Origin of the sequence: Agromyces laixinhei (assembly GCF_006337065.1) — a bacterium.
GTDB lineage: Bacteria > Actinomycetota > Actinomycetes > Actinomycetales > Microbacteriaceae > Agromyces > Agromyces laixinhei.
In genome coordinates this window covers 2,213,897-2,234,582 of record NZ_CP040872.1, presented here as the reverse complement: position 1 = coordinate 2,234,582, position 20,686 = coordinate 2,213,897, and the positions used below count along the sequence as shown (strand labels likewise).

Here is a 20,686-nt window from a genome sequence, read left to right as displayed (position 1 = left end):
ATATCCAGTTTCCTATCGAACGGACTTGATGGGAGCGATGCAGAGTGCGCCGACGATCGCGAGCGCGATCGCGACCGGGAACAGTCCGAGGTACCCGAAGCCGACCACGATGGCGCCGCCGAGGAACGGGCCGATCGTCTGCGGCAAGGTGGCGGCGATGTTGAGCACGCCGAGATCCTTCGCGAAGGTTCCCTCGGAGGGGAGGACCTCGCTCATCAGTGCGGCGTCGACCGACATGTAGGCGCCGAAGCCGAGGCTGCAGATCGCCGTGAACACGAACATGCCGGTGACGGTGTGCAGAATCACGGGGGCGAGCATCGAGATGCCCATCAGCAGCGCCGCACCGATGACGATGGGCTTGCGGCGACCGATCTTGTCGGAGAGGGGGCCGGCGAAGGCCATCGCCATGACGATGACGACGAGATGCACCAGACCGAGGAGGGGGACGAGGGTGATGGCATCGTCTCCGAGTCCGATGTAGTCCTGCAGCAGGTAGAGCTGGTAGCCGGTGATGATGAAGTACCCGGTGTACAGCGTCAGTCGGCTCATGAAGCCCCAGAAGAAGTCGGGGTGTCGGCGGGGGTTCACCCAGAACGTCTTCAGAAAGACGATGAACGAGAACTTCTCGTTCACCCGGCTTCGTGAGTCGGTGTCGGGGCAGAACACCACGAACAGCACGATCATGACGATCATCAGGCCGGGCAGGATCAGGTATGCGGTCTGGATGTCGGATGCCAGGCTCGCGCCCAGGATCTGACCACCGAGAATGCCGACCATCATGCCGATGCCGACGAGCGTCGAGAACGCACCGCGCACGGCCGACGGCACCCGATCGGGCAGCAGCGCCGTCAGCGGGCTGATCATCAGGTTGAGCGTGATCTGCATGATCGTCCAGGCGATGACCAGTTGCACGACGCCGTTGGCGAAGCCCATCGCGAAGAGCGTGAGTCCGGTCGCGAGCGCTCCGCCGAGGATCCAGGGGGTGCGCCGACCGAACCTGCTCCGCGTGCGGTCTGAGACCAGACCCGCGATCGGACTCACGATCATCGCCGCGAAGGCTCCGATGCCGGTGACGAGCGCGAGGTTCGCGGCCTTGTTCGCCTCGTCGATGCCTTGGATCTGGAGCGGGAGGAGGATGCCGGGCACCGCGTCGACCACGATGTAGATCGCGAGGTTGACCGGAACGATGAAGCCGAACAGGTGCTTCACGCGCGGCGAGAGTCGCACCTTCACCGCCGGATTCGACGCCGTGATCGTCACGGTGTCGGGGGACGAGTTCGTCATTGAACAGCCTTTCCGTTCTATCTAACAGCTGTAAGATAGGGGTGAGCGCACGTGTATCGTGGCGGAAGCGCAAGTACGAATGAGCAAAGGAGGACGCATGGCACGCCGTTTGACTCCCGAGGCTCGACGAGCCGAGATCATCGACGCCACCCAGGCGGCCATCGCGAGCGACGGTTACCGCGGGCTCAGCCTGCGCGAGATCGCCCGACGCTGCGGCATGTCCGCGCCGGGGCTGATGCACTACTTCCCCGACATACCGACATTGCTCGAGGCGGTGCTCGATCATCGCGACGAAGTCGACCTCGCCGAGATCCTCGATGACGGAGGTTTCGACGTGCCGCTCCTCGAGATGCTCGATGCGGCGCGCGGATTCTATGCGGCGCATCCCGACGAGGCGCGGAGCTTCGACGCCCTCGAGGCGGAGGCGCTCGACCCGGGGCACCCCGCACATGAGTACTTCGCGCGACGCAGCGAGCGCACGTTCGATCTCATGGTGCCGCAGATCGAGCGCGAGTTCGAAGACGGTGACGAGGTCGCGCGGATCCTTCGGCTGCTCCTCGACGGAGTCCGGCTGAAACGACTTCGCGACCCAGAGGTGAACTGGACGGACACCGACGACGACTGGCGAGTCATGCGGAAGCTGCTCGACGGCTTTCCCCGGCGCGGCATCGAATCTGACGGCGACTGATTCGCGCGACTCGGCAACAGCGTTGTCAGCGAGCGACTCCGCTGCCACGAGAGCTTCAGCGCGCTCGGGGGGATCACAGAGTCTTCCCGCATAGAGTCGCTGCGACGCCCATGAAGGTCGTGGGCGCACTCACGCTCGAGCGAAGGACAGACGATTGAAGCATCAAGGGCAAGGTCGCGGGGACGATGCAGTGATCGCCGGCCGACGTTCCGACGAGCCGGGCCTTGCAGCGGCGATGACTCCCGATGCCGAGCCGGAGCGCAGAGTGGACCGCGGAAGCGACCGGGCAGAGGCCCTCCACTCGCCGGCGCCGCCCAACGGTACGAACGCCCCCCGGGCTCGACTCCAGACCGACGCCGCCAGCCGGTCGCTCAACGGCACCTGGCGCTTCCGTCTCCACCCGGGAATCCGCCAGGCACCCGACGACGGGTGGCAGGCGGGCAGGCGTCTCGACGGCTTCGGCGAGCTGCCCGTTCCCTCGAGCTGGGTGATGCATGGTCACGGCTCACCCGCGTACACGAACATCCAGTACCCGTTCGCGGTCGAGCCGCCGCACGCCCCCGATGCCAATCCCATCGGCGACCACGTGCTGGAGTTCGACGTCGGACCCGAGTTCCTGCCCTCCGCAGTGTTGAGATTCGACGGCATCGACTCCGCCGCGACGGTCTGGTTGAACGGAATCCGGCTCGGCACCACCCGGGGGAGCCGTCTGTCGCATGAGTTCGACGCGAGCCACGCCCTCACGCAGGGTCGGAACGTGCTGGCGGTGCGGGTCGCCCAGTTCTCGGCCGCCAGCTATCTCGAAGATCAAGACATGTGGTGGTTGCCCGGCATCTTCCGCGACGTCACGTTGCTCGCGAGACCGGTGGACGGCATCGACGACGTCTTCGTCCACGCCGACTTCGACCACCGAACCTCGGTGGGAGTGCTCCGCATCGAGGCGACGCGCGACGGCGAGAGCATCGAAGCCGAGATCTCCGTGCCCGAGCTCGGGTTGGTCACGGTGTCCGGCACCGAGCACCGCATCCCTGAAGTTCACGGCTGGTCGGCGGAGTCGCCGCGACTCTACGAGGCGACGATCAGCACACCGAGCGAGACCGTCACGGTGCAGCTCGGCTTCCGCACCGTCGTCGTCGAGGATGGCCGGTTCCTCGTCAACGGCCGCGGCATCCTGCTGCGAGGCGTCAACCGGCACGAGCACCACCCGGAGCTCGGACGCATCGTGCCGCGAGATCGGCTCGAGGCGGAGCTGCGGCTCATGAAGCAGCACAACATCAACGCCGTTCGCACGTCGCACTACCCGCCCCATCCCGATTTCCTCGACCTCGCCGATCGCCTCGGGTTCTACGTCGTGCTGGAGTGCGACCTCGAGACCCACGGCTTCGAGCATCAGGCCTGGCAGCGCAACCCGGCCGACGAGCCGGCGTGGCACGATGCGCTCGTCGACCGCATGCGACGTACGGTCGAGCGCGACAAGAATCATCCGTCCGTCATCATGTGGTCACTCGGCAACGAGTCGGGAACGGGCGAGAACCTCGCGGCGATGTCCCGTTGGGCGAAACAGCGCGACCCCTCCCGCCCGATCCACTACGAGGGCGACCAGACGTGCGCGTACGCCGACGTCTACTCCCGAATGTACGCCGACCACCACGAGACCGAGCTGATCGGTCGCTGCCAGGAGGAACCCCTTGCCGACGCCGAACTCGACGCGCAGCGACGACGCATGCCGTTCGTGCTCTGCGAGTACGGTCACGCGATGGGCAACGGCCCCGGGGGGCTGAGCGAGTACCAATCCCTGTTCGAGACCTACCCGCGGTTGATGGGCGGGTTCGTCTGGGAATGGATCGAGCACGGCATTTCGGCAACGGATGCCTCGGGGGCGAACCACTTCCGATACGGCGGCGACTTCGGCGAGGAGATCCATGACGGCAACTTCGTTGCCGACGGTCTCGTCGATGCGAATCTGGGCCCTCGCCCGGGTCTCATCGACTTCAAGAAGGTCATCGAGCCGATCCGCATCACAGTGAACGCCGGCTGCGCGGACGTGCGGAACGCCTTCGACTTCGCCGACACATCGAACGTGGTCTTCGAGTACACCGTCGCAGCGGACGGTGTGGTCGAGGCCCACGGTGTGCTGACCGTGCCGAGCCTTGCGCCGGGGGAGGAGGTGCGCGTGCAGTTGCCCGACGATGCTTCTCGAGGCAGCTCGAGGCCGGCCATCGTCACCGTGTCCGCTCGCCTCGCAACCGCGACCCCATGGGCTGAAGCGGGCCACGAGATCGCGTGGGGTCAATTCGTTGCGACGCCGCCGACGCCGCCGCGCCCACGGGCGACGGCCGTGGTCGTGACCGATGCCGCCGTCGCCCGGCTCGGTCCAGCTGCCTTCGATCGCACGACCGGATCGCTCATCGACCTCGACGGCCTCCGCATCTCGTCGTTCAGGGCGAACTTCTGGCGTGCACCGATCGACAACGACTTCGGCGTCGCCGACTTCATCGTCGGTGGCGTGCCGGTGGAACGGCAGTGGACCGACACCGGGCTCGACCGGCTTCATCCGCGACTCATCGAGATGGTGGCGGTGCCCGATTCCGACGGCGGCGAGGTGCTGACCGTCCGAATGCGCTACGCCGCAGCTGATCAAGCCAATGGCATCTCGGTCGACTTCGTGTGGTCGAGCGACGGCGAGACACTCGCGCTCGAAACGAAGGTGCGTCCCGAAGGCGGTTGGGAGGTGCCGTGGGCCCGAATCGGGCTCGAGCTCGTCATCGATGGCGAAGCGCAGACGGTGGCCTGGCGCGGTCGCGGGCCGGGCCAGGCCTATCCGGACACCGGCCAGGGTGCGAAGTTCGGCTGGTACGAGGCCGCACCTGTTGATCTTCACGTGGACTACGTGCGACCGCAGGAATCCGGTGCGCGCGCCGACGTCACGAGACTGGCCCTCGGCTTCGAGGGCGCGCAGCTCGCCATCGAGGGCGATCCGTTCGCGATGACCGTTCGGTCGTTCAGTCAGGCGACGCTCGCGGCCGCGTCGCATGAGTCGGATCTGACTGCGGACGGGCGGACCCACCTCTCCCTCGACGCCCGACAGCACGGCGTCGGAACAGCTGCATGCGGGCCCGGAGTGCTCGATGCGTACGTGTTGAGTCCGCGCGAGTCGAGCTTCACGCACGTGTTCCGGGTGCGCGCTCGATGATCCAGCGCCCCCGCGCTGCAGCGCCCGATGCGCGCACATTCAAGGGTGCGTCGCCGTGTGGTTCATCCACGACGAGGCGTTGATCGTCGAACCGCCGTCCCCGCGGGCGATACTCTGAGCGCGTGTCCACGCCGCCGCGAACGCCTGCTGACCGCAGCACGCTGCTCTCACGCGCCGACGCGGCAGTGCGCGGGCTCACACCGGGGTACTTCGCGCTGGTGATGGCGACCGGCATCCTGTCGGTGGCGATGCGCACCAACAACGCGATGGCGATCTCCGAACTGCTACTGGTGATCGCCGCCGTCGCCTATGTGGTGCTGGTCGCTCTGAGCGTCGTGCGCGTGGTGCGCCACCGCGAGGCCATGGCCGCCGACTTCGCCGATCCGGCTCGTGCGTTCGGCTTCTTCACCTTCGTGGCAGCGACCTGCGTGCTCGGCAGTCGGTTGGCCCAAGAGGAGCTCCATGCCCCATCGCTCGTTCTGATGATCCTCGCCGCGCTCGCGTGGATCGTGCTCGGCTACACGGTGCCGTGGACCGCCGTGCTCGGGCAGCATCGGCCAGCGAGGGCGCTGGCCACGGCGAACGGCACCTGGTTCATCTGGGCGGTGGCAAGCCAGTCGATCGCGGTACTCGCGGCGACGCTGCAAGTGGAACTGCCCGCCTCGATGCGGCCGGCGATGTCGCTGCTCGCGGTCTTCTCGTGGTCGGTCGGCATATTCCTCTACGGCGCGGTGGGCGTCTTCGTGGGCGTGCGGATGTTGGCGTACCCGTTCCGGCCGGCCGATCTCACCCCGCCCTACTGGGTGGCGATGGGTGCGACCGCAATCACCGTGGTCGCCGGCGCTCGCATCGTGGAGATGGCCGATGCCCCGGTGGTGGATGCCACCCGCGGACTCATCGCCGGTGCATCCGTGTTCTTCTGGGCATTCGGAACCTGGCTGATTCCGCCGCTCGTGATCGCCGGATACTGGCGTCACGTGCGCCACCGAGTGCCGCTGCGCTACGAGGCAACGCTGTGGAGCATCATCTTCCCGCTGGGAATGTACGGTGTCGGCTCCCAGTTCCTCGGCGATGTCGACCATCTGCCGCTGGTGCACGCGATCGGCTCCGTCGAGATCTGGATCGCACTCGCAGCCTGGCTCGTCACCTTCGCCGCGATGCTCGTCACGATCTGGCGAACCGTGCTGCGCCGACCGCGCGCCGGAGTCGAGCCGGGTCTGTGAGCGGCTCGGGCCGGGTCAGTCGCGGGGCCGCTGGAAGGTGCGGCCGCCCACGTGGGTCGGCCTGATTCGCACCCAGCGGTCTTTCTGCTCGGGCGCCCAGGGGGTGATGCCGAGCCGCTCCGCCTCAGCCACCTCCGACTGGCGGTCGAATTCCTCGGCGGTGCCCTTCACCACGACGCTGAACGCATCGGTGTCGGAGTACCCGTCGATTTCGAAGGCGACGCCGTGGTGGATCGTCAGCTCCAGCAGCTTCGTACCTGCCGATGTGCGGAAGACGATGGTGCCGTGATCGACGGCATGGTTCACCGGGAAGATGTCGACTTCACCCGCGGCGCTCGCGGCGACGCGCCCGTACGGGGCGTCGGTGAGGCGCTGCCAGCACTCGTCCTCGGTCAGAAGGCGGCTCGGGGGTCGCTCGTCTACGTCGCTCATACTTCGAGTATGGCACTCACCAGCAGTCGTCCGGCCAGGCCGAACGACGCGGACTGCGGCGGTGCAGCTGTGCATCGAGTCCGACGGTCACCGCCGCCATCAGGCGCGATCCAGGAACGTCGCCTCATAGTCTTGCCGGGCCTTGCGGTCACTCGCCCGCACCTGGTCGGGAACGAGCCGGCGGAGCAGAGCGTCGCGCATCGCGGCAGGGAGGATATCGATCGCGCGACGGACCGGACCGAGGTAGGCAGGGATCGTCACCTCGAACCGTGGACGCGTGATCGTGGTGAGCACGGCGCGAGCGACATCCGCCGGCTGGAGCATCTTCGCCGCACCCGGGGAAGTACCGGCGGCCAGTGCTGTCTCGACCACGGTCGGCATGATGACCGAGACCTCCACGCCGCTGCCGCGCAGTTCTGCCCGCACGGCTTTGAGGTAGCCGAGCACGCCGTGCTTGCTGGCGGCATACGTCGCCTCACCGGGGGTCGGCAGGAGCGAGGCCGCCGAGGCGATCACGACGATGTGGCCCGAGCGCTGCCGCAGCATGCGGGCTGCCGTCGCCTTCACGGCGTTGATCGCCCCGAGCAGGTTGACGTCGATCTGCGCACGGGCCGCAGATTCGGGTTCTGCATCGAACGGCCCGACCCACATCACTCCGGCGCTGTTGACGAGCGTCTCGACCGGGCCCAAAGCGGAGTCGACCGCAGTGAGGAACGACTCGAGCGATGCGGTGCTCGTCACATCGACCGCAAGGCCGATGGCTGTGCCTTCCAGCGCCTCGGCAGCGCGGAGGGCGGCGGCTCCGTCCCGGTCGCCGATCGCGACCCTGGCGCCCGCGAGTGCGAGCCGGCGTGCCGTCTCGCGGCCGATACCGTTCGCGCCGCCGATCACGGCGACGACACGGTCGGCCAGGCCGGTCATGCTCGCACCTCCGTTGCCTGGCGCGAGGGCCCGTCACTCGGAACCGGCGACGGGGTCGCGACAGGACGGCGCTCGGCGCGACCGCGGCCGCGTTTGCGCTCGCGCGCGAGATCCCACAGGAAGTGATCGAAGTCGACCTCCATGGTGTGTCGCGGGGAACGGTAGAACTGCCGCTTGTTGCGGCGGTGATCTCGTTCCATCCGGCTCCGCAGCTCAGCATCGGCGGGGGCGACATAGCGCCCTGCGAGAATCTCGGCGACCCACGCACTCTGCGCCTCTGCGAGGGGCATCACGGCGCCGACCGGCTGGAGAAGTCCGATGAAGTACAGCCCGGGCAGGTCGGGGTGCAGCGTCCGCTTGAAGAGCGGCAACTCGTTCTCCTCCGCCGCCACCAGTGCCGGGTCGAGGAACGGGAACGTGACGTTGTATCCGGTCGCCCACACGATGAGGTCTGCGGCCACCCGGCTGCCGTCGGTGAAGACCACCCCGTCGCCGTCGAGTCGTTCGATGCCGGGGCGCACGATCACACGTCCGGCGGCGATTCGTTGTCGAATGCGATCCGATTGCACGGGATGGGACTGCCCCGGCCGATGCGACGGTTCGGGCAGGCCGTATCTCGCCAGACCGCCGGAGGTCAGCGCACCGATGCGCAAGCGGAGGCTCGTCGCCCACCACGGCAGCCACCCCGGAAACGCGATCTGATCGGCAGGCCGACCGAGCAGCCATTTCTTCATGACCCATTGCCCCCGGCGAATCGACAGGTTGACGCTGCGGGCGCGGTGCGACCCTTCCACGGCGATGTCCATGGCGGAGTTGCCGGCCCCCACGACGACGATGTTGCGGCCCTCGAGCTGGTCACCCGATCGGTAGTCGTGCGCATGCAGCTGTTCCCCGTCGAACGCTCCCGGGTAGGCGGGATCCGGCAGCCGCGGATCCCAGTGGTGGCCGTTGGCGACGAGCACCGCATCGTAGCTCCGGGTGCGTTCGCCGTCTGGTCCGTTCGTCTGCACCAGCCACGCGCCGTCGTCACTTCGAGCGACGTCGGTCACCGAGGTGTGCAGCGTGATGTCGCTGCGGAAGCCGAAGTGGTCGACGTACTGCTCGAAGTAGGCGTGCACCTGGTCATGGCGCGCATAGGCGGGGTAGCTCGCCGGCATCGGAAAGTCGGAGAACGCCATGCGCGCGCACGAGGTGTTGATCTCGAGCGTGTCGTAGCAGGCGGAGCGGCCGTTGGGGTTGTCGAAGACCCAGTTGCCGCCGATCGCGCCACCTGCTTCGAAGCAGTCGAACGGAACTCCGGCGAGAGAAAGCGCCTTCGCTGCGGCGATGCCGCTCGATCCGGCTCCGATGATGCAGGCTCTCGGGAGCGAATCGTCGGTGGGAATGGATTTCGTGACCGCGGCGCTGCGGTCGCTCTGCTTGACCAGATAGGGCATGCGGCTGAGTATTGCATCGAAAACACACATTTTCAATGGCATGGTGGTGGTATGGGCGACGATCGAACGACAGCTGTGGTGTGGCGCGGTTCCGTGCGTCGCATGCGTGACGAGACGCGGCGCCGTCAGCTCATGGATGCAGCGCTCGAGCTGTACGGCACGATCGGCTATCGCGCGACGACGGTGCAGGCGGTGTGCAAGTCGGCGGGCGTCTCCAGCCGTTCGTTCTATGAGCTCTACCCCGATCAGGAGATGCTCCTGACAGAGCTCTATCGGGCGCTCAACGACGAGGTGCTCAGCGGCATCTCGGGCGCGAAGGTGAGCGCAACCGATGAACTCGCAGCATCCGTGCGGGCGCTGCTTGCTCGCTCGCTCGAGCCGATGCTCCGTGACGGGCGAAAGGCGCGCGTGCTCGAGGTCGAGTCGGTCGGTGTCTCTGCCGAACTGGAGCGGCAGCGGCGCATCGCATATCGCACCTTCGCCGATGCGATCGACGAGGCATTCGCGGCCTTCGTGCGCGCCGGGTTGACGAACGAAGCGCCGGGGGGTCTGACGAGCCTGATCCTCGTCGGAGGGATCACCGAGGCACTGGTGCAACGCGTGCAGACTCCTGAGTCCGAGCGATCGGAGCGCGAGTCGTTCATCGACGAGATCGCCGCGGTGATCCTCCGCCTGATCACCTGACCTTGGACGAACCCGGTCGCAGTACGCTGGATGTTCCCGACGATCACAGGGAGATCCCATGGCAGCGAAGCAGCCCGCAATGTCACCGTCCGATCTGCCGGTCGCCGAGGTACTCGACCGCGCCGCGGGCCCTCGGCGGGCCGAAGCCGACGAACTGCTCGCGATGCTCGGCGAAGTCAGCGGTGAACGGCCGGTCGTGTGGGCCGGTCGCATCATCGGGTTCGGAGCGTACGAGTACCGCTATGAGAGCGGTCGCGAGGGCCGCGCACCGCTGCTCGCATTCGCGCCGGGCCCCGCGAAGCACACGATCTACCTCGTCGACGACTTCTCGGAACGATGGCCCGACCTCGTCGCCGCGCTCGGAACGCATCGTGCGAGCAAGGTCTGCCTCTACCTCACGCGATTGACGGGTGTGGATCGAGGCGCACTGCGAACACTGCTCGAGCGATCACTCGCCGAGACGCGGTCGCAGGCACGCTGAGCGCTGAGCGCTGAGCGCTGAGCGCGAGCAGTTCCCGAGCTGCGACCCTACGCGGCTTGCAACGCCTTGTTCTTGAGTGCGTCGTATTCAGCCTGCGTGATCGCACCCGAGTCGAGGAGTTGCTTGCCCTTCTCGATCTCCGCTGCCGCAGACGATGCTGAGCCGCCGGCGACGCTCCGGATGTATTCGGCGCTTGCCGCTTGCGAGTCGGCGACCCTGGCTGCATTGCGCTCCGACATGCTGCGGCCGCGCGCGATCAGGTAGATGAACGCGGCGAGGAACGGCAGGAACACGAGGAACAGCACCCACAGGGCCTTCGCCCATCCGTTCAGGGTGCTGTCCCTGAAGATGTCGATGATCACCGTGATGAAGATCCAGATGCACGAGATGATCACGTAGAACCAGAAGAGCCAGACAAGGAAATCCCAGAAGCTGTTCATTTCGACGGCCTTTCGTTTCGTGCGATGTCTTCGCATCTGCCCGGAGGCTACTGGGCCGCCTGTTCAGCACGCATCATCCGATTCGCATGAATCGCCCGGGGGAGCGGTGACACCGGCGTTCGGGGTCGGTGCGGCCTCACTTCACGTCGAAGGCAACGCGGTTGCGCGGCATCCACCCTGCTCGCTCGGCTGCCGAAGCGAAGGCGATCGGAATGCCGCGTGCCGTCGACCATTCGATGGAATCTGATGCCTGGACGTGCACATGCGGTTCGGTGCTGTTGCCCGAGTTGCCGCATCGGCCGATCGGCATGCCGACGCGCACCACGTCGCCGACCCGAACACCCATCGATCCTCGGCGCAGGTGCGCGAGCAGCACGAAGGGCCCGGCCTCGCGCGCGGCGATCACGACGTGGTTGCCGGCGAGTCCGCCTGCGCTCTGCTGAGCCCGGCGCGACTGGCTGAGCAGGTACGGCAGGAGCGTCAGCGGTGAGCGCCGGGCCTCGTGGTCGGGTTCTCGGTCGTGGGCGATCACGACGCTGCCGTCGACCGGCGCGAGTACCGGAGCATCGAACCCGATGAACCGATCGGGCGGCTCGGTCGCGAACGCCGAGCGCCAGCCTCGCGGCGCCGAGCGGCCGTGTTCGTCGACGGCGACGAAGTCGATCGCATGGCTCGACCCGAACGCATGCGTGCCGTGGCTGGGTACGCGGTCGGCAGGGCTGTTCTGCGCCACCCAACGTCCGGTGAACGGAAACCGGAGAAGCAGTGGCGCGCCAGCAGGCCGCACGGAACTCATGGTGGCCCAATCTACCGGTCGGGCCGATGGAGGTTCGACCCGTCGGCGAATGCCGAGGTCATCGAGGATTCACGCTTGCGGATCAACGGCCTGCCCCTGCGGTAATAGCAGCGCGTCGACCGCCGCGTCGCCCCGGATCTCGCGCATGGTCGAGACGACGTCGTCGACGACGGCGATCGTGAGGCTGCGGCAGACGATGCTGTACGGGCCGATCGGCTCGAGCCCGCCGGCACGGATGCGGATGACCTCCCACCCGACCTCGCGCAGCGCCGCATCCTTCTCGAGGTCCGATCCGGCCTTGACGCCGAGGTGAGCCCGCCGCGATCGCCCCGGATCGTCGTACTCGACGGCGATGCGAAGTTGCGGCACGAGGATGTCGGGCCAGACCTCCTGCTTGCCGTAGAACATGCGGGCGATGCGAACGGCGTTGACACGATGATGCAGGCGGATGCGCTCGCCGAGCAGCATGCGCAGGCGCTGTTCGATCTGCGAGGTGCCGACCCTGAGCCCCGGCTTCATGAACGCGACGCCGGCCTCGCGGCGCGCGCCGGGCGCCGCGGCGTTCGCTCGGCATTTCGCGCAGCTCGGCCCGGTCAGCACCTCGCCGATCGTCGCGAGGTACCGGTCGTGCCCCCGTGCGCATCGCCACTCGTAGCTCGTGCCGATACGCGTCTCGCGGGCGAGCGCCCGTCGGTGCGGCGGCGTCACCCGCCCGAGCAGCTCGTGCCGCGAACGCTGGGTCTCGTGCAGCAGCACGCAGAGCGGGCACGCGCGAGCGAGCGCGACGACGCCCGGCTCGCCCGGCTCGGCACCGTGCCCGCATCGGAAGCTCACCTGCATGAGTATCACCCTCGTCGCAGCCACCGACAGGCGAACCTCGGTATTCGACGGCAGCAGGGCATGTCGGACGCATCCGCGAGAATGGGGGCATGCGGATTGCGGTCGGTGCGATGGGGCCCGGCAGGGTCGGCCTCGTGGATCCCTCCGTCTCGAGCGGGCCACTCGAGACGGTGGCGCTGCACGAGTTGGCGGGCGTCGTGCAGGCGTTCGAATCGTCGCATCACCCCCGGTGGGTCTGGGCCGATACCAGGCGGTGGTACCCCCGCCTCCTCGCCGCCGGCGTGCGTGTCGACCGTTGCCACGACCTCGTGCTCGCAGCCGCGATCCTCGATCATTCGACGACCACGGTGGCCGCCCGCGCGCACGGTGGCCGCCCGCGCGCCGAGTGGTTGCCCGCCGGACCGTCGGAGGCCGGGCAGGCGGAGCAGGCGGCGCTGGTCGTGCCCGCGGCATCCGCTGCGCACTCGGCGCTCTTCGATCTCGATGACTTCGAGATCGCGACGGATGCCCCGATGCCCGAGCAGGCCGTCGGCCCACGCGATGTGCTCGGCGTGCCGGTCGATGCCGTGCTCGCCGAGCACGCGCGACAGCTCGCCCTCGTCGCGGCGTCGGAGCGGCCGGGGGCCCTCCGCCTGCTGCTCGCGGCGGAGTCCGCCGGCGCGCTCATCGGCGCCGAACTGCACGCAGCCGGGCTGCCCTGGCACCGCGAGGTGCACGAACGGGTGCTCGAGACCGAGCTCGGCCCTCGGCCAGCGCCCGGCCGGAAGCCCGCGCGCATGGAGCAGCTCGCGGCCGAGGTGCGCGCCATGCTCGGCGCTCCGACGGTGAACGTCGACTCCCAGGTCGACCTGCTGAAAGCGCTTCGTGGGGCCGGCATCCAGGTCGAGTCGACGAGTCGGTGGGAGCTGGGCGAGCACGATCACCCGGCGATCGAGCCCCTCGTCGCATACAAGAAACTCGCGCGACTCTTCAGCGCGAACGGGTGGTCGTGGCTCGACGAATGGATCGTCGACGGGCGGTTCCGGCCCGAGTACGTGCCGGGCGGCACTGCGACCGGGCGATGGGCGACGTCGGGCGGCGGCGCCCTGCAGCTGCCGAAGAACGTTCGCCACGCGGTCGTCGCCGACCCCGGCTGGTCGCTCGTCGTCGCCGATGCAGCGCAGCTCGAGCCGCGTGTGCTCGCGGGGCTGGCGCACGACGAGGCGATGGCCGCCGCAGGCCGGGGGCGGGACTTCTATAGCGGCATCGTCGGTGCGGGCGTCGTCCAGACCCGCGATCAGGCGAAGGTCGCGATCCTCGGCGCCATGTACGGAGCCACCTCAGGTGAGAGCGGTCGCCTGGTGCCGCGGCTCGCCCGTGCGTATCCGCGCGCGATGGCGCTCGTCGATCGTGCTGCCGCCGAAGGTGAACGCGGCGCCGGTGTCACGACGCTTCTGGGCCGTTCGTCGCCGCCGCCGGGTGCGGAGTGGCGCGCGGCGCAGTCACTGGCCAGTCAGCCGGAGGCCACCGCCGCCGACGAACGCCGTGCCAGGTCGCGGGCTCGCGACTGGGGCCGTTTCACCCGCAACTTCGTCGTGCAGGGCACCGCGGCGGAGTGGGCGCTCTGCTGGATGGCGGGCCTGCGATCGAAGCTCGTGACCATCGCGAGTACTGCTGCGCAGCCGAGCGTCGCCGCCTCCCGCTCGGGGTCTGCCTTCGAGCGGATGCCGCACCTCGTCTACTACCTCCACGACGAGATCATCGTGCACACGCCGACGGAGCTCGCCGAGCAGGTCGCGGGCGCCGTGACAGACGCGGCGACCGGCGCGGGTCGGTTGCTGTTCGGCGACTTCCCGGTGGAGTTCCCGCTCGACCTCGCGATCGTCGAGAGTTACGCCTCCGTCGACGCCTGACCGGGCTCGGCACGAGCATCGCCGGGCTTCGTGGCCGAAGGCCGACCGCGTCGCGGCCGCTCCAGTCGCGTCGCGAAAGACAGATCGCCGGCGGCCGAGGCAGCATCGACTGCATCGAGCCAGCTCAGCACTGCCGTCGCGCGCGCCGACTCCGCCGCTGCAGCAAGGGCGACGAGGCGAGCGGCTGCGAGCGCGTCGGCCGCCGTCTCGGCACTCGCATCCGCGTCGGGCGTCGAGCGAGCGGATGTCGCGCGCTCCCGCTCTCGCCATCGCACGCGCTCCGCGGCGACGATCGGGCCGGCGTCGACCCCGGGCAGCGACGCGGCAACGAGCACCCGATCGACGGTCTCATCCCATGGGTCGCTGCCCGGCGCATCCGTGCCGGCGAACCATGCCGAAGTCGCAGCAGAGCCGGCGGCCGTCGCCCGGTAGAGCGGAAGGCCGTCGTCGGTGGTGCCCGCCGATTCGACGAGTTCCTGCTTGCCGAGCCGTTCGAGCGTCGCGTAGCTCTGCCCGACGTTCACGCGGCGTCGCCCGCCGGTGCGACCCGCGAGATCGCCGTGCAACTGGAACCCGTAGCCAGGGCCTGCCGAGAGCAGGGCGAGCAATGCGTCACGGACGGCCATGCGTTCTCCGATCGAAATCAACGTTTCACCGAGTATATGGTTTTTTGCCTTGTCAATCAGCCTGATGCGGGGCATAATCAGCGGTGACGGCTCGCTCGTCGACAATCGAATACCGTCAGCTGTCTGTCAGAGGTCGTTGGGGAAGACGCACCTCGAGAACGGAGACAGTGATGACGATGAATGCCACGCGGGCGTCGCGCACCGCGCGAGGCGTGCTGTTCGTGCACTCCTCGCCGAGGGCGCTGTGTCCGCATGTCGAGTGGGCCGCGGGCACTGCGCTCGGCGGCGCCGTGAATTTCGACTGGAGTGAGCAGCCGGTGCTTCGCGGCGCGATGCGCGCGGAGTTCTACTGGGAGGGCGAGGCCGGCAGCGGCGCGAGGCTCGCCTCGGCGCTGCGCGGTTGGGAGCAGCTGCGATTCGAGGTGAGTGAAGACCCGACCCCCGGATCCGATGGTGCCAGGTGGATGCACACGCCGGAGCTCGGCGTCTTCTTCGCCCAGACCGACACAGCGGGCAACACCGTGGTGCCCGAAGATCGCATCCGTTACGCGATGGACGTCGGCGGCTCCGACCCCGTCGAACTGCATCGCGAACTGCGCCTCGCCCTCGGGCAGGCGTGGGACGACGAACTCGAACCCTTCCGTCATGCGAGCGACTTCGCCCCGGTCGTCTGGCTGCACCAGGTGGGCTGAGCGAACCTCGGTCCGCCGGCGGCGTGACGCGAGGTCGGATGATGCTTCCCGGCAGCGCACGAGCGAAACCCTCGGACCGTGCACGAGAAGACCCCGGCGCAGAACTGCGACCGGGGTCTTCTCATGCATGCGGCGGGTGCGGGGCACCGCGACCCCTGGCTCTACGGGGTGCGGATCGCGACGACGGCGTTGTGGCCGCCGAACCCGAACGAGTTGCTGATCGCGAGTTGAGGCCCATCGCCGAGCGCCTGCGGCTCGCCGGAGATGAGCAGCGGAATGTCGGGATCCTGCGTCGTGAGGTTGATCGTCGGCGGGGCGAGGCGATTCTGCAGCGCGAGGATCGTGAACACCGCTTCGAGTGCCCCGGTGCCGCCCAGCAGGTGACCGGTCGACGCCTTGGTGGCCGAGAGCGGAATCTCGTGCACGCGATCGCCGAAGACGCTGCGCAGCGCCGTGTACTCGGCGATGTCGCCGACCGGGGTGCTCGTCGCGTGCGCGTTGATGTGCGTGACCTCGTCGGGCGTGGCGCCCGCCTGCGCGAGTGCGTCGAGCACCGCGCGGCTCGCGCCGTGGCCCTCGGGGTCGTTCGCGGTGATGTGGTAGGAATCGGCGCTCACCGATCCGCCGGCCAGCTCGGCGTAGATGCGCGCGCCACGTGCGAGCGCGTGCTCTTCGGTTTCGAGCACGAGGCTCGCGGCGCCCTCGCCCATGACGAATCCGTCACGATCGACGCTGTATGGACGCGAGGCGTGCGCCGGGTCGTCGTTGCGACGCGAGAGCGCCTGCATCGACGAGAACGAGGCGAGGGTGATCGGGTGCACGGCGGACTCGGAGCCGCCGGCGATGACGACGTCGGCGAGTCCGAGCTGAAGGTGCTCGAAGGCGTTCGCGAGCGACTCGGTGCTCGAGGCGCAGGCGGAGGCGACGGTGCGGGCGAACGCCCGGGCGCCGAAGTGCATCGAGATCGCCGCGGAAGCAGCGTTCGGCATCAGCATCGGCACGGTCATCGGCAGCACGCGGCGGGGGCCGCGTTCGCGCAGCGTGTCCCAGGCGTCGAGCAGGGTCCAGATGCCGCCGATCCCGGTCGCGTAGTCGACGCCCAGGCGTTCGGGGGCGACGTCGGGGGCGCCGGCATCGGCCCAGGCCTCCTTCGCGGAGATCAGGGCGAACTGGCTGGAGGGGTCGAGACGCTTCGCGACGGGCCGTTCGAGTACTTCTTCGGGCCGCACCTTCGCCTCGGCGGCGAACGTGACCGGCAGTTCGTACTCGCCGACCCAGTCGTAGTCGAGGGTGTGCGCGCCGGACTCGCCGGCGAGCAGGGCACTCCAGCTCTCAGTGGCGGTGCCGCCGAGCGGCGAGGTCGCACCGATGCCGGTGATGACGATCTTCTTGGTCATTCGAGAAACACTCCGATGGAGAGATTGGTCGCACTGATCGAGCGGGCCGGGCGAACGCGCCGGCCCGCTCCACGCAGTTGCTAGGCCTGAGCCTTGACGATGAAGGTGACGGCGTCGCCGACGGTCTTCAGGTTCTTGACCTCTTCGTCGGGGATCTTCACGTCGAACTTCTCTTCGGCGTTGACGACGATCGTCATCATGGAGATCGAGTCGATGTCGAGGTCGTCGGTGAACGACTTGTCCAGCTCAACCGTGTCGGTCGCGATGCCGGTCTCGTCATTGATGAGCTCGGCCAGGCCGGCAAGCACTTCTTCCGTGGACAATGCCATTGTTCTTCTCCTTGAGGGTGTCTCGTTTGACCGAGAGACAGTCTAGATGGACAGGGGGAGGTGGTTCAGGGCAGAACCACCACTTGGGCACCGAACACGAGTCCGGCGCCGAAGCCGATCTGGAGGGCGAGGCCTCCGGAAAGTTCGGGGTGCTCGTCGAGCAGACGGTGCGTCGCGAGCGGGATCGAGGCGGCCGAGGTGTTGCCCGTCGTCGTGATGTCGCGGGCGATGACGACCGTCTCCGGCAGCTTCAGCTGCTTGGCGAACTCGTCGATGATGCGCAGATTCGCCTGGTGGGGGATGAACGCGGCGAGGTCGTCGGAGGTCACGCCCGCGGCATCCAGTGCCTGCTTCGCGACCTTCGCCATGTCCCAGACGGCCCAGCGGAAGACCGTCTGGCCCTCCTGACGGAGCGTCGGCCATTCGGATTCGCCGTTGCGGAACTCGGTGAGTGTGTGGTTCATGCCGACCGCGCCCGCCTTCGAGCCGTCGGATCCCCAGATGGTGCGTGCGATGCCGGGCGTGTCGCTCGGGCCGATGACGATCGCGCCGGCGCCGTCGCCGAGAAGGAAGGAGATCGACCGGTCGGTCGGGTCCACGACGTCGGAGAGCTTCTCGGCGCCGATGACGAGCGCGTACGTCGCCGCGCCCGACCGGATGAGCGCGTCGGCCTGCGCGACCGCGTATGCGTAGCCCGCACAGGCCGCGTTCATGTCGAACGCGGCGGCGGGGTTCGCCCCGACACGGTCGGCGACGACCGCAGCCATCGACGGCGTCTGCTGCACGTTCGAGATGGTGGCGATGATGACGAGGTCGATGAGCCCGGGGTCGAGTTCGGAGCGTGCGATCGCCTCACGTGCAGCGTCGGTCGCCAGATCGGTGGCCGAGACCTCGGCACCGGCGCGCGTGCGGGTCACGATTCCCGTGCGCTGCTGGATCCACTCGTCGGACGAATCGATCGGGCCGACGAGATCGTCGTTCGGAACGGCGTTCTCGCCTCGGGCGGCGCCGACCGAGTAGATCCTCGTGAAGGCTGGCCCGTGCGACTGCTGGAGAGTGGGGTTCGTCATGCTCGGCTTTCTCGTCTGCGTCGTCGGCTCAGGCGTGTTGCTCGATGAGCTCGATCGCCGCCGACAGGTCTTCGGGAGTCTTCACGGCGACCGTCGGCACGCCCTTCAGGGCGCGCTTCGCGAGACCGACGAGCGCGCCGGCGGGGGCGAGTTCGATGATGCCGGTGACTCCTGCCGCCTGGAGGGAATCCATGCAGCGATCCCAGCGTACGGGTGAGGAGACCTGACCGACGAGCAGTTCGAGGAATGCGGCACCGGATGTCACCTGGCCGCCGTCACAGTTCGACCAGAGGGCCAGCGCCGGGTCGGCGGGGGAGAGCTCGGTCGCCACTGCGGCAAGGCGATCAGTCGCCGGCCGCATATAGCGGGTGTGGAAGGCGCCGGCGACCTGGAGGGGAATGACTCGGGCGCCCGCGGGCGGGTCGGCCTTCAGCGCGTCGAGTGCCTCGAGCGCGCCGGCCACGACGATCTGGCCGCCGCCGTTGAAGTTGGCGGGCTCGAGACCGAGTTCGTCGAGACGGGGGAGCAATACGGCCTCGTCGGCGCCGATGACCGCACTCATGCCGGTCGGCTCGAGCGCAGCGGCATCCGCCATCGCACGGCCGCGCTCGGCGACGAAACGGATCGCATCGCTCTCGCTGAGCACGCCGGTACCGGCGGCTGCGGTGATCTCGCCGACCGAGTGGCCCGCGATGCCGCCGATGCGCGCGGCCCGGCCGTCGGCGAGAAGCGAGCCGAGGGTCAGGATGCCCGCGGCCACGATGAGCGGTTGCGCGACCGCGGTATCGCGGATCGTGTCGGTATCCGCTTCGGTGCCGAGGTGCGCGAGATCGAGCCCAGCGGCGTCCGAGAGCGTCGACAGCCGTTCGGCGTAGGCCGATTCGGCAAGCCAGGGAGCGAGGAATCCGGGGGTCTGAGAGCCCTGTCCAGGGCAGACGACGACGATCACCACACCAGTCTGCCAACCGGACGACGGCCTCGGGTGTGCACACGCGACAAGCTCTCGGCAGAAGGCTTGTACGAACGGTACAGAAGCGTGTCAGCTGGTCGGTCGCCGACGAGGCGCCGATTCGTGGTCGCTCATCGAGCCGATGATGAGCGCCGACTGCAGGATGAGCGCCTCGCGCGCGCCCGTCGCGTCCCAGCCGATCACGTCGGAGACCCGCTTCAGGCGATAACGCACGGTGTTGGGGTGCACGAAGAGCTCACGAGCCGTGGCCTCGAGCGAGCGGCCGTTGTCGAGGTAGCTCCACAGCGTGGTGAGCAGTTCGGTCGAGTGCGCCTGCAGGGGGCGGTAGATGCGGTGCACGAGCGTCGCCCGGGCGAGGGGGTCGCCGGCGAGGGCCCGTTCGGGCAGCAGATCGTCGGCGTGCACCGGGCGAGGTGCGTGACGCCACGATCTCGCCACGGCGAAACCCGCGAGCGCCGCCTTGGCGCTCTTCGAGGCATCCACGAGATTCGGCACCGCGTGCCCGAGCACCAGATGCCCCGACCCGAACTGCGGTTCGAGTTGCGCGGCGATCTCCATGAAGGTGAGCGCCGGGGCGGTGCCGATCGCCTCTTCGGTCTCGCGCGCGAGCGGGTCGGCGCGGCCGATCACGAGCACGAGCCGGTTGCCCTGCACGCCGATCAGGACGTCGGCGTGCATGTGGCGGGCCGCGCGACGTACATGATCGACGTCGAGTTGCTTCGGAGCGGTGCCGACGAGCACCGATACCTCGCCGTGTCCGTGCCAGCCGAGTGCCGCGATGCGGCTCGGCAGTTCGTCGTCGGCCTCGCCCGAGAGGATCGAGTCGACCACGAGTGCCTCGAGCCGTGCGTCCCAGAGACCGCGTGCCTCAGCAGCTCGTGCGTATACGTCGGCCGCCGCGAAGGCGATCTCCCTCGAATAGAGGAGGATCGCCTCGCGAAGCGGCTCACCGCCGTCTTTGACGCGGTCTTCGACGACCTCTACCGTCACCCGGATGAGCTGCAGGGTCTGCTGCAGGCTCACGGAGCGGAGCAGCTCACGCGGAGCGGCACCGAAGACGTCGGCTGCGATCCACGGGGTGGACCTGGGGTCGTCGAACCAGGCGACGAAGGAGGAGATGCCCGCCTGGGCGACGAGGCCGACGGCGGAGCGACGACTCGGCGGCATGTCGCCGTACCACGGCAAGGTGTCTTCGAGACGCTTGAGCGTCGCCGTCGCGAGCTCGCCCGCGATGGTACGCAACCATGCGAGCGTCTCCGCCTTCGTCTTGGGCTTCGTCGCCACCTCGTCGC

General features: G+C 68.4%; 20 protein-coding genes. 7 read left to right on the top strand and 13 right to left on the bottom strand.

Annotated elements, in window-relative coordinates; all coding sequences use genetic code 11:
- Window positions 1–12: 12 nt before the first annotated feature.
- Complete coding sequence (locus FHG54_RS10530) at window positions 13–1,284, bottom strand: MFS transporter (protein WP_139417230.1); 1,272 nt, start codon at window positions 1,282–1,284, stop codon at window positions 13–15.
- A 97-nt stretch (window positions 1,285–1,381) separates the two neighbouring features.
- Here FHG54_RS10530 and FHG54_RS10525 point away from each other — a divergent pair, with 97 nt between their 5' ends.
- The 3 genes from FHG54_RS10525 (at window position 1,382) to FHG54_RS10515 (ending at window position 6,388) form a co-directional block, all read left to right on the top strand.
- On the top strand, window positions 1,382–1,972 hold the full coding sequence (locus FHG54_RS10525; RefSeq protein WP_168197160.1) for a TetR/AcrR family transcriptional regulator: 591 nt from the start codon (window positions 1,382–1,384) through the stop codon (window positions 1,970–1,972).
- A 265-nt stretch (window positions 1,973–2,237) separates the two neighbouring features.
- Window positions 2,238–5,165, top strand: a complete 2,928-nt coding sequence (locus tag FHG54_RS10520) for a glycoside hydrolase family 2 TIM barrel-domain containing protein (RefSeq protein WP_338025679.1) — start codon at window positions 2,238–2,240, stop codon at window positions 5,163–5,165.
- A gap of 122 nt (window positions 5,166–5,287) precedes the next feature.
- The gene (locus FHG54_RS10515; RefSeq protein WP_233437750.1) at window positions 5,288–6,388 is read left to right on the top strand and encodes a tellurite resistance/C4-dicarboxylate transporter family protein; all 1,101 of its coding nucleotides are present in this window, start codon (window positions 5,288–5,290) and stop codon (window positions 6,386–6,388) included.
- A 15-nt stretch (window positions 6,389–6,403) separates the two neighbouring features.
- Here the strand turns inward: FHG54_RS10515 and FHG54_RS10510 are convergent, their stop codons facing one another.
- The 3 genes from FHG54_RS10510 to FHG54_RS10500 all read right to left on the bottom strand — a co-directional run bounded on the left by FHG54_RS10510 (window position 6,404) and on the right by FHG54_RS10500 (window position 9,177).
- Entirely contained in the window at window positions 6,404–6,820 is a 417-nt protein-coding gene (locus FHG54_RS10510) for a pyridoxamine 5'-phosphate oxidase family protein (RefSeq protein ID WP_168197159.1), read from the bottom strand.
- 99 nt (window positions 6,821–6,919) lie between these two features.
- On the bottom strand, window positions 6,920–7,741 hold the full coding sequence (locus FHG54_RS10505; RefSeq protein WP_139417226.1) for an SDR family NAD(P)-dependent oxidoreductase: 822 nt from the start codon (window positions 7,739–7,741) through the stop codon (window positions 6,920–6,922).
- Window positions 7,738–9,177, bottom strand: a complete 1,440-nt coding sequence (locus FHG54_RS10500; protein ID WP_139417225.1) for a flavin-containing monooxygenase — start codon at window positions 9,175–9,177, stop codon at window positions 7,738–7,740. The genes FHG54_RS10505 and FHG54_RS10500 overlap by 4 nt, the downstream gene beginning before the upstream one ends.
- 51 nt (window positions 9,178–9,228) lie before the next feature.
- On the opposite strand from FHG54_RS10500, the gene FHG54_RS10495 reads away from it, so the two are divergent.
- Together FHG54_RS10495 and FHG54_RS10490 are read left to right on the top strand one after the other, a co-directional pair.
- Complete coding sequence (locus tag FHG54_RS10495) at window positions 9,229–9,861, top strand: TetR/AcrR family transcriptional regulator (protein WP_139417224.1); 633 nt, start codon at window positions 9,229–9,231, stop codon at window positions 9,859–9,861.
- A 79-nt stretch (window positions 9,862–9,940) separates the two neighbouring features.
- The gene (locus FHG54_RS10490) at window positions 9,941–10,342 is read left to right on the top strand and encodes a DUF1801 domain-containing protein (RefSeq protein ID WP_232333770.1); all 402 of its coding nucleotides are present in this window, start codon (window positions 9,941–9,943) and stop codon (window positions 10,340–10,342) included.
- 47 nt (window positions 10,343–10,389) lie between these two features.
- On the opposite strand, the gene FHG54_RS10485 is transcribed toward FHG54_RS10490, so the two are convergent.
- The 3 genes from FHG54_RS10485 to FHG54_RS10475 all read right to left on the bottom strand — a co-directional run bounded on the left by FHG54_RS10485 (window position 10,390) and on the right by FHG54_RS10475 (window position 12,418).
- The gene (locus FHG54_RS10485; protein ID WP_139417222.1) at window positions 10,390–10,782 is read right to left on the bottom strand and encodes an SHOCT domain-containing protein; all 393 of its coding nucleotides are present in this window, start codon (window positions 10,780–10,782) and stop codon (window positions 10,390–10,392) included.
- 136 nt (window positions 10,783–10,918) lie between these two features.
- Window positions 10,919–11,578 carry a peptidoglycan DD-metalloendopeptidase family protein gene (locus FHG54_RS10480; RefSeq protein ID WP_139417221.1) on the bottom strand — a complete coding sequence of 220 codons (660 nt, stop codon included), beginning with the start codon at window positions 11,576–11,578 and terminating at the stop codon, window positions 10,919–10,921.
- 69 nt (window positions 11,579–11,647) lie between these two features.
- Window positions 11,648–12,418 carry a hypothetical protein gene (locus FHG54_RS10475; protein WP_139417220.1) on the bottom strand — a complete coding sequence of 257 codons (771 nt, stop codon included), beginning with the start codon at window positions 12,416–12,418 and terminating at the stop codon, window positions 11,648–11,650.
- Window positions 12,419–12,507: 89 nt separating this feature from the next.
- On the opposite strand from FHG54_RS10475, the gene FHG54_RS10470 reads away from it, so the two are divergent.
- On the top strand, window positions 12,508–14,310 hold the full coding sequence (locus FHG54_RS10470) for a bifunctional 3'-5' exonuclease/DNA polymerase (RefSeq protein ID WP_139417219.1): 1,803 nt from the start codon (window positions 12,508–12,510) through the stop codon (window positions 14,308–14,310).
- Here the strand turns inward: FHG54_RS10470 and FHG54_RS10465 are convergent.
- Entirely contained in the window at window positions 14,289–14,936 is a 648-nt protein-coding gene (locus tag FHG54_RS10465) for a PadR family transcriptional regulator (RefSeq protein WP_168197158.1), read from the bottom strand. The genes FHG54_RS10470 and FHG54_RS10465 overlap by 22 nt on opposite strands.
- 170 nt (window positions 14,937–15,106) lie before the next feature.
- On the opposite strand from FHG54_RS10465, the gene FHG54_RS10460 reads away from it, so the two are divergent.
- On the top strand, window positions 15,107–15,628 hold the full coding sequence (locus FHG54_RS10460) for a DUF3145 domain-containing protein (RefSeq protein ID WP_415858819.1): 522 nt from the start codon (window positions 15,107–15,109) through the stop codon (window positions 15,626–15,628).
- 161 nt (window positions 15,629–15,789) lie between these two features.
- On the opposite strand, the gene FHG54_RS10455 is transcribed toward FHG54_RS10460, so the two are convergent.
- The 5 genes from FHG54_RS10455 to FHG54_RS10435 form a co-directional block, all read right to left on the bottom strand.
- Entirely contained in the window at window positions 15,790–17,025 is a 1,236-nt protein-coding gene (locus FHG54_RS10455; protein ID WP_139417217.1) for a beta-ketoacyl-[acyl-carrier-protein] synthase family protein, read from the bottom strand.
- 80 nt (window positions 17,026–17,105) lie between these two features.
- A complete protein-coding gene (locus tag FHG54_RS10450; protein WP_056008597.1) occupies window positions 17,106–17,354 on the bottom strand; it encodes an acyl carrier protein in 249 nt (82 codons plus the stop codon).
- A 65-nt stretch (window positions 17,355–17,419) separates the two neighbouring features.
- Complete coding sequence (locus FHG54_RS10445) at window positions 17,420–18,424, bottom strand: beta-ketoacyl-ACP synthase III (protein WP_139417216.1); 1,005 nt, start codon at window positions 18,422–18,424, stop codon at window positions 17,420–17,422.
- 28 nt (window positions 18,425–18,452) lie between these two features.
- Window positions 18,453–19,373 (bottom strand): ACP S-malonyltransferase, encoded by a 921-nt coding sequence (locus FHG54_RS10440; protein ID WP_139417215.1) that lies wholly within the window; start codon window positions 19,371–19,373, stop codon window positions 18,453–18,455.
- Between the two features lie 90 nt (window positions 19,374–19,463).
- Window positions 19,464–20,678 carry a PucR family transcriptional regulator gene (locus tag FHG54_RS10435; RefSeq protein WP_139417214.1) on the bottom strand — a complete coding sequence of 405 codons (1,215 nt, stop codon included), beginning with the start codon at window positions 20,676–20,678 and terminating at the stop codon, window positions 19,464–19,466.
- Between the last annotated feature and the right edge of the window lie 8 nt (window positions 20,679–20,686).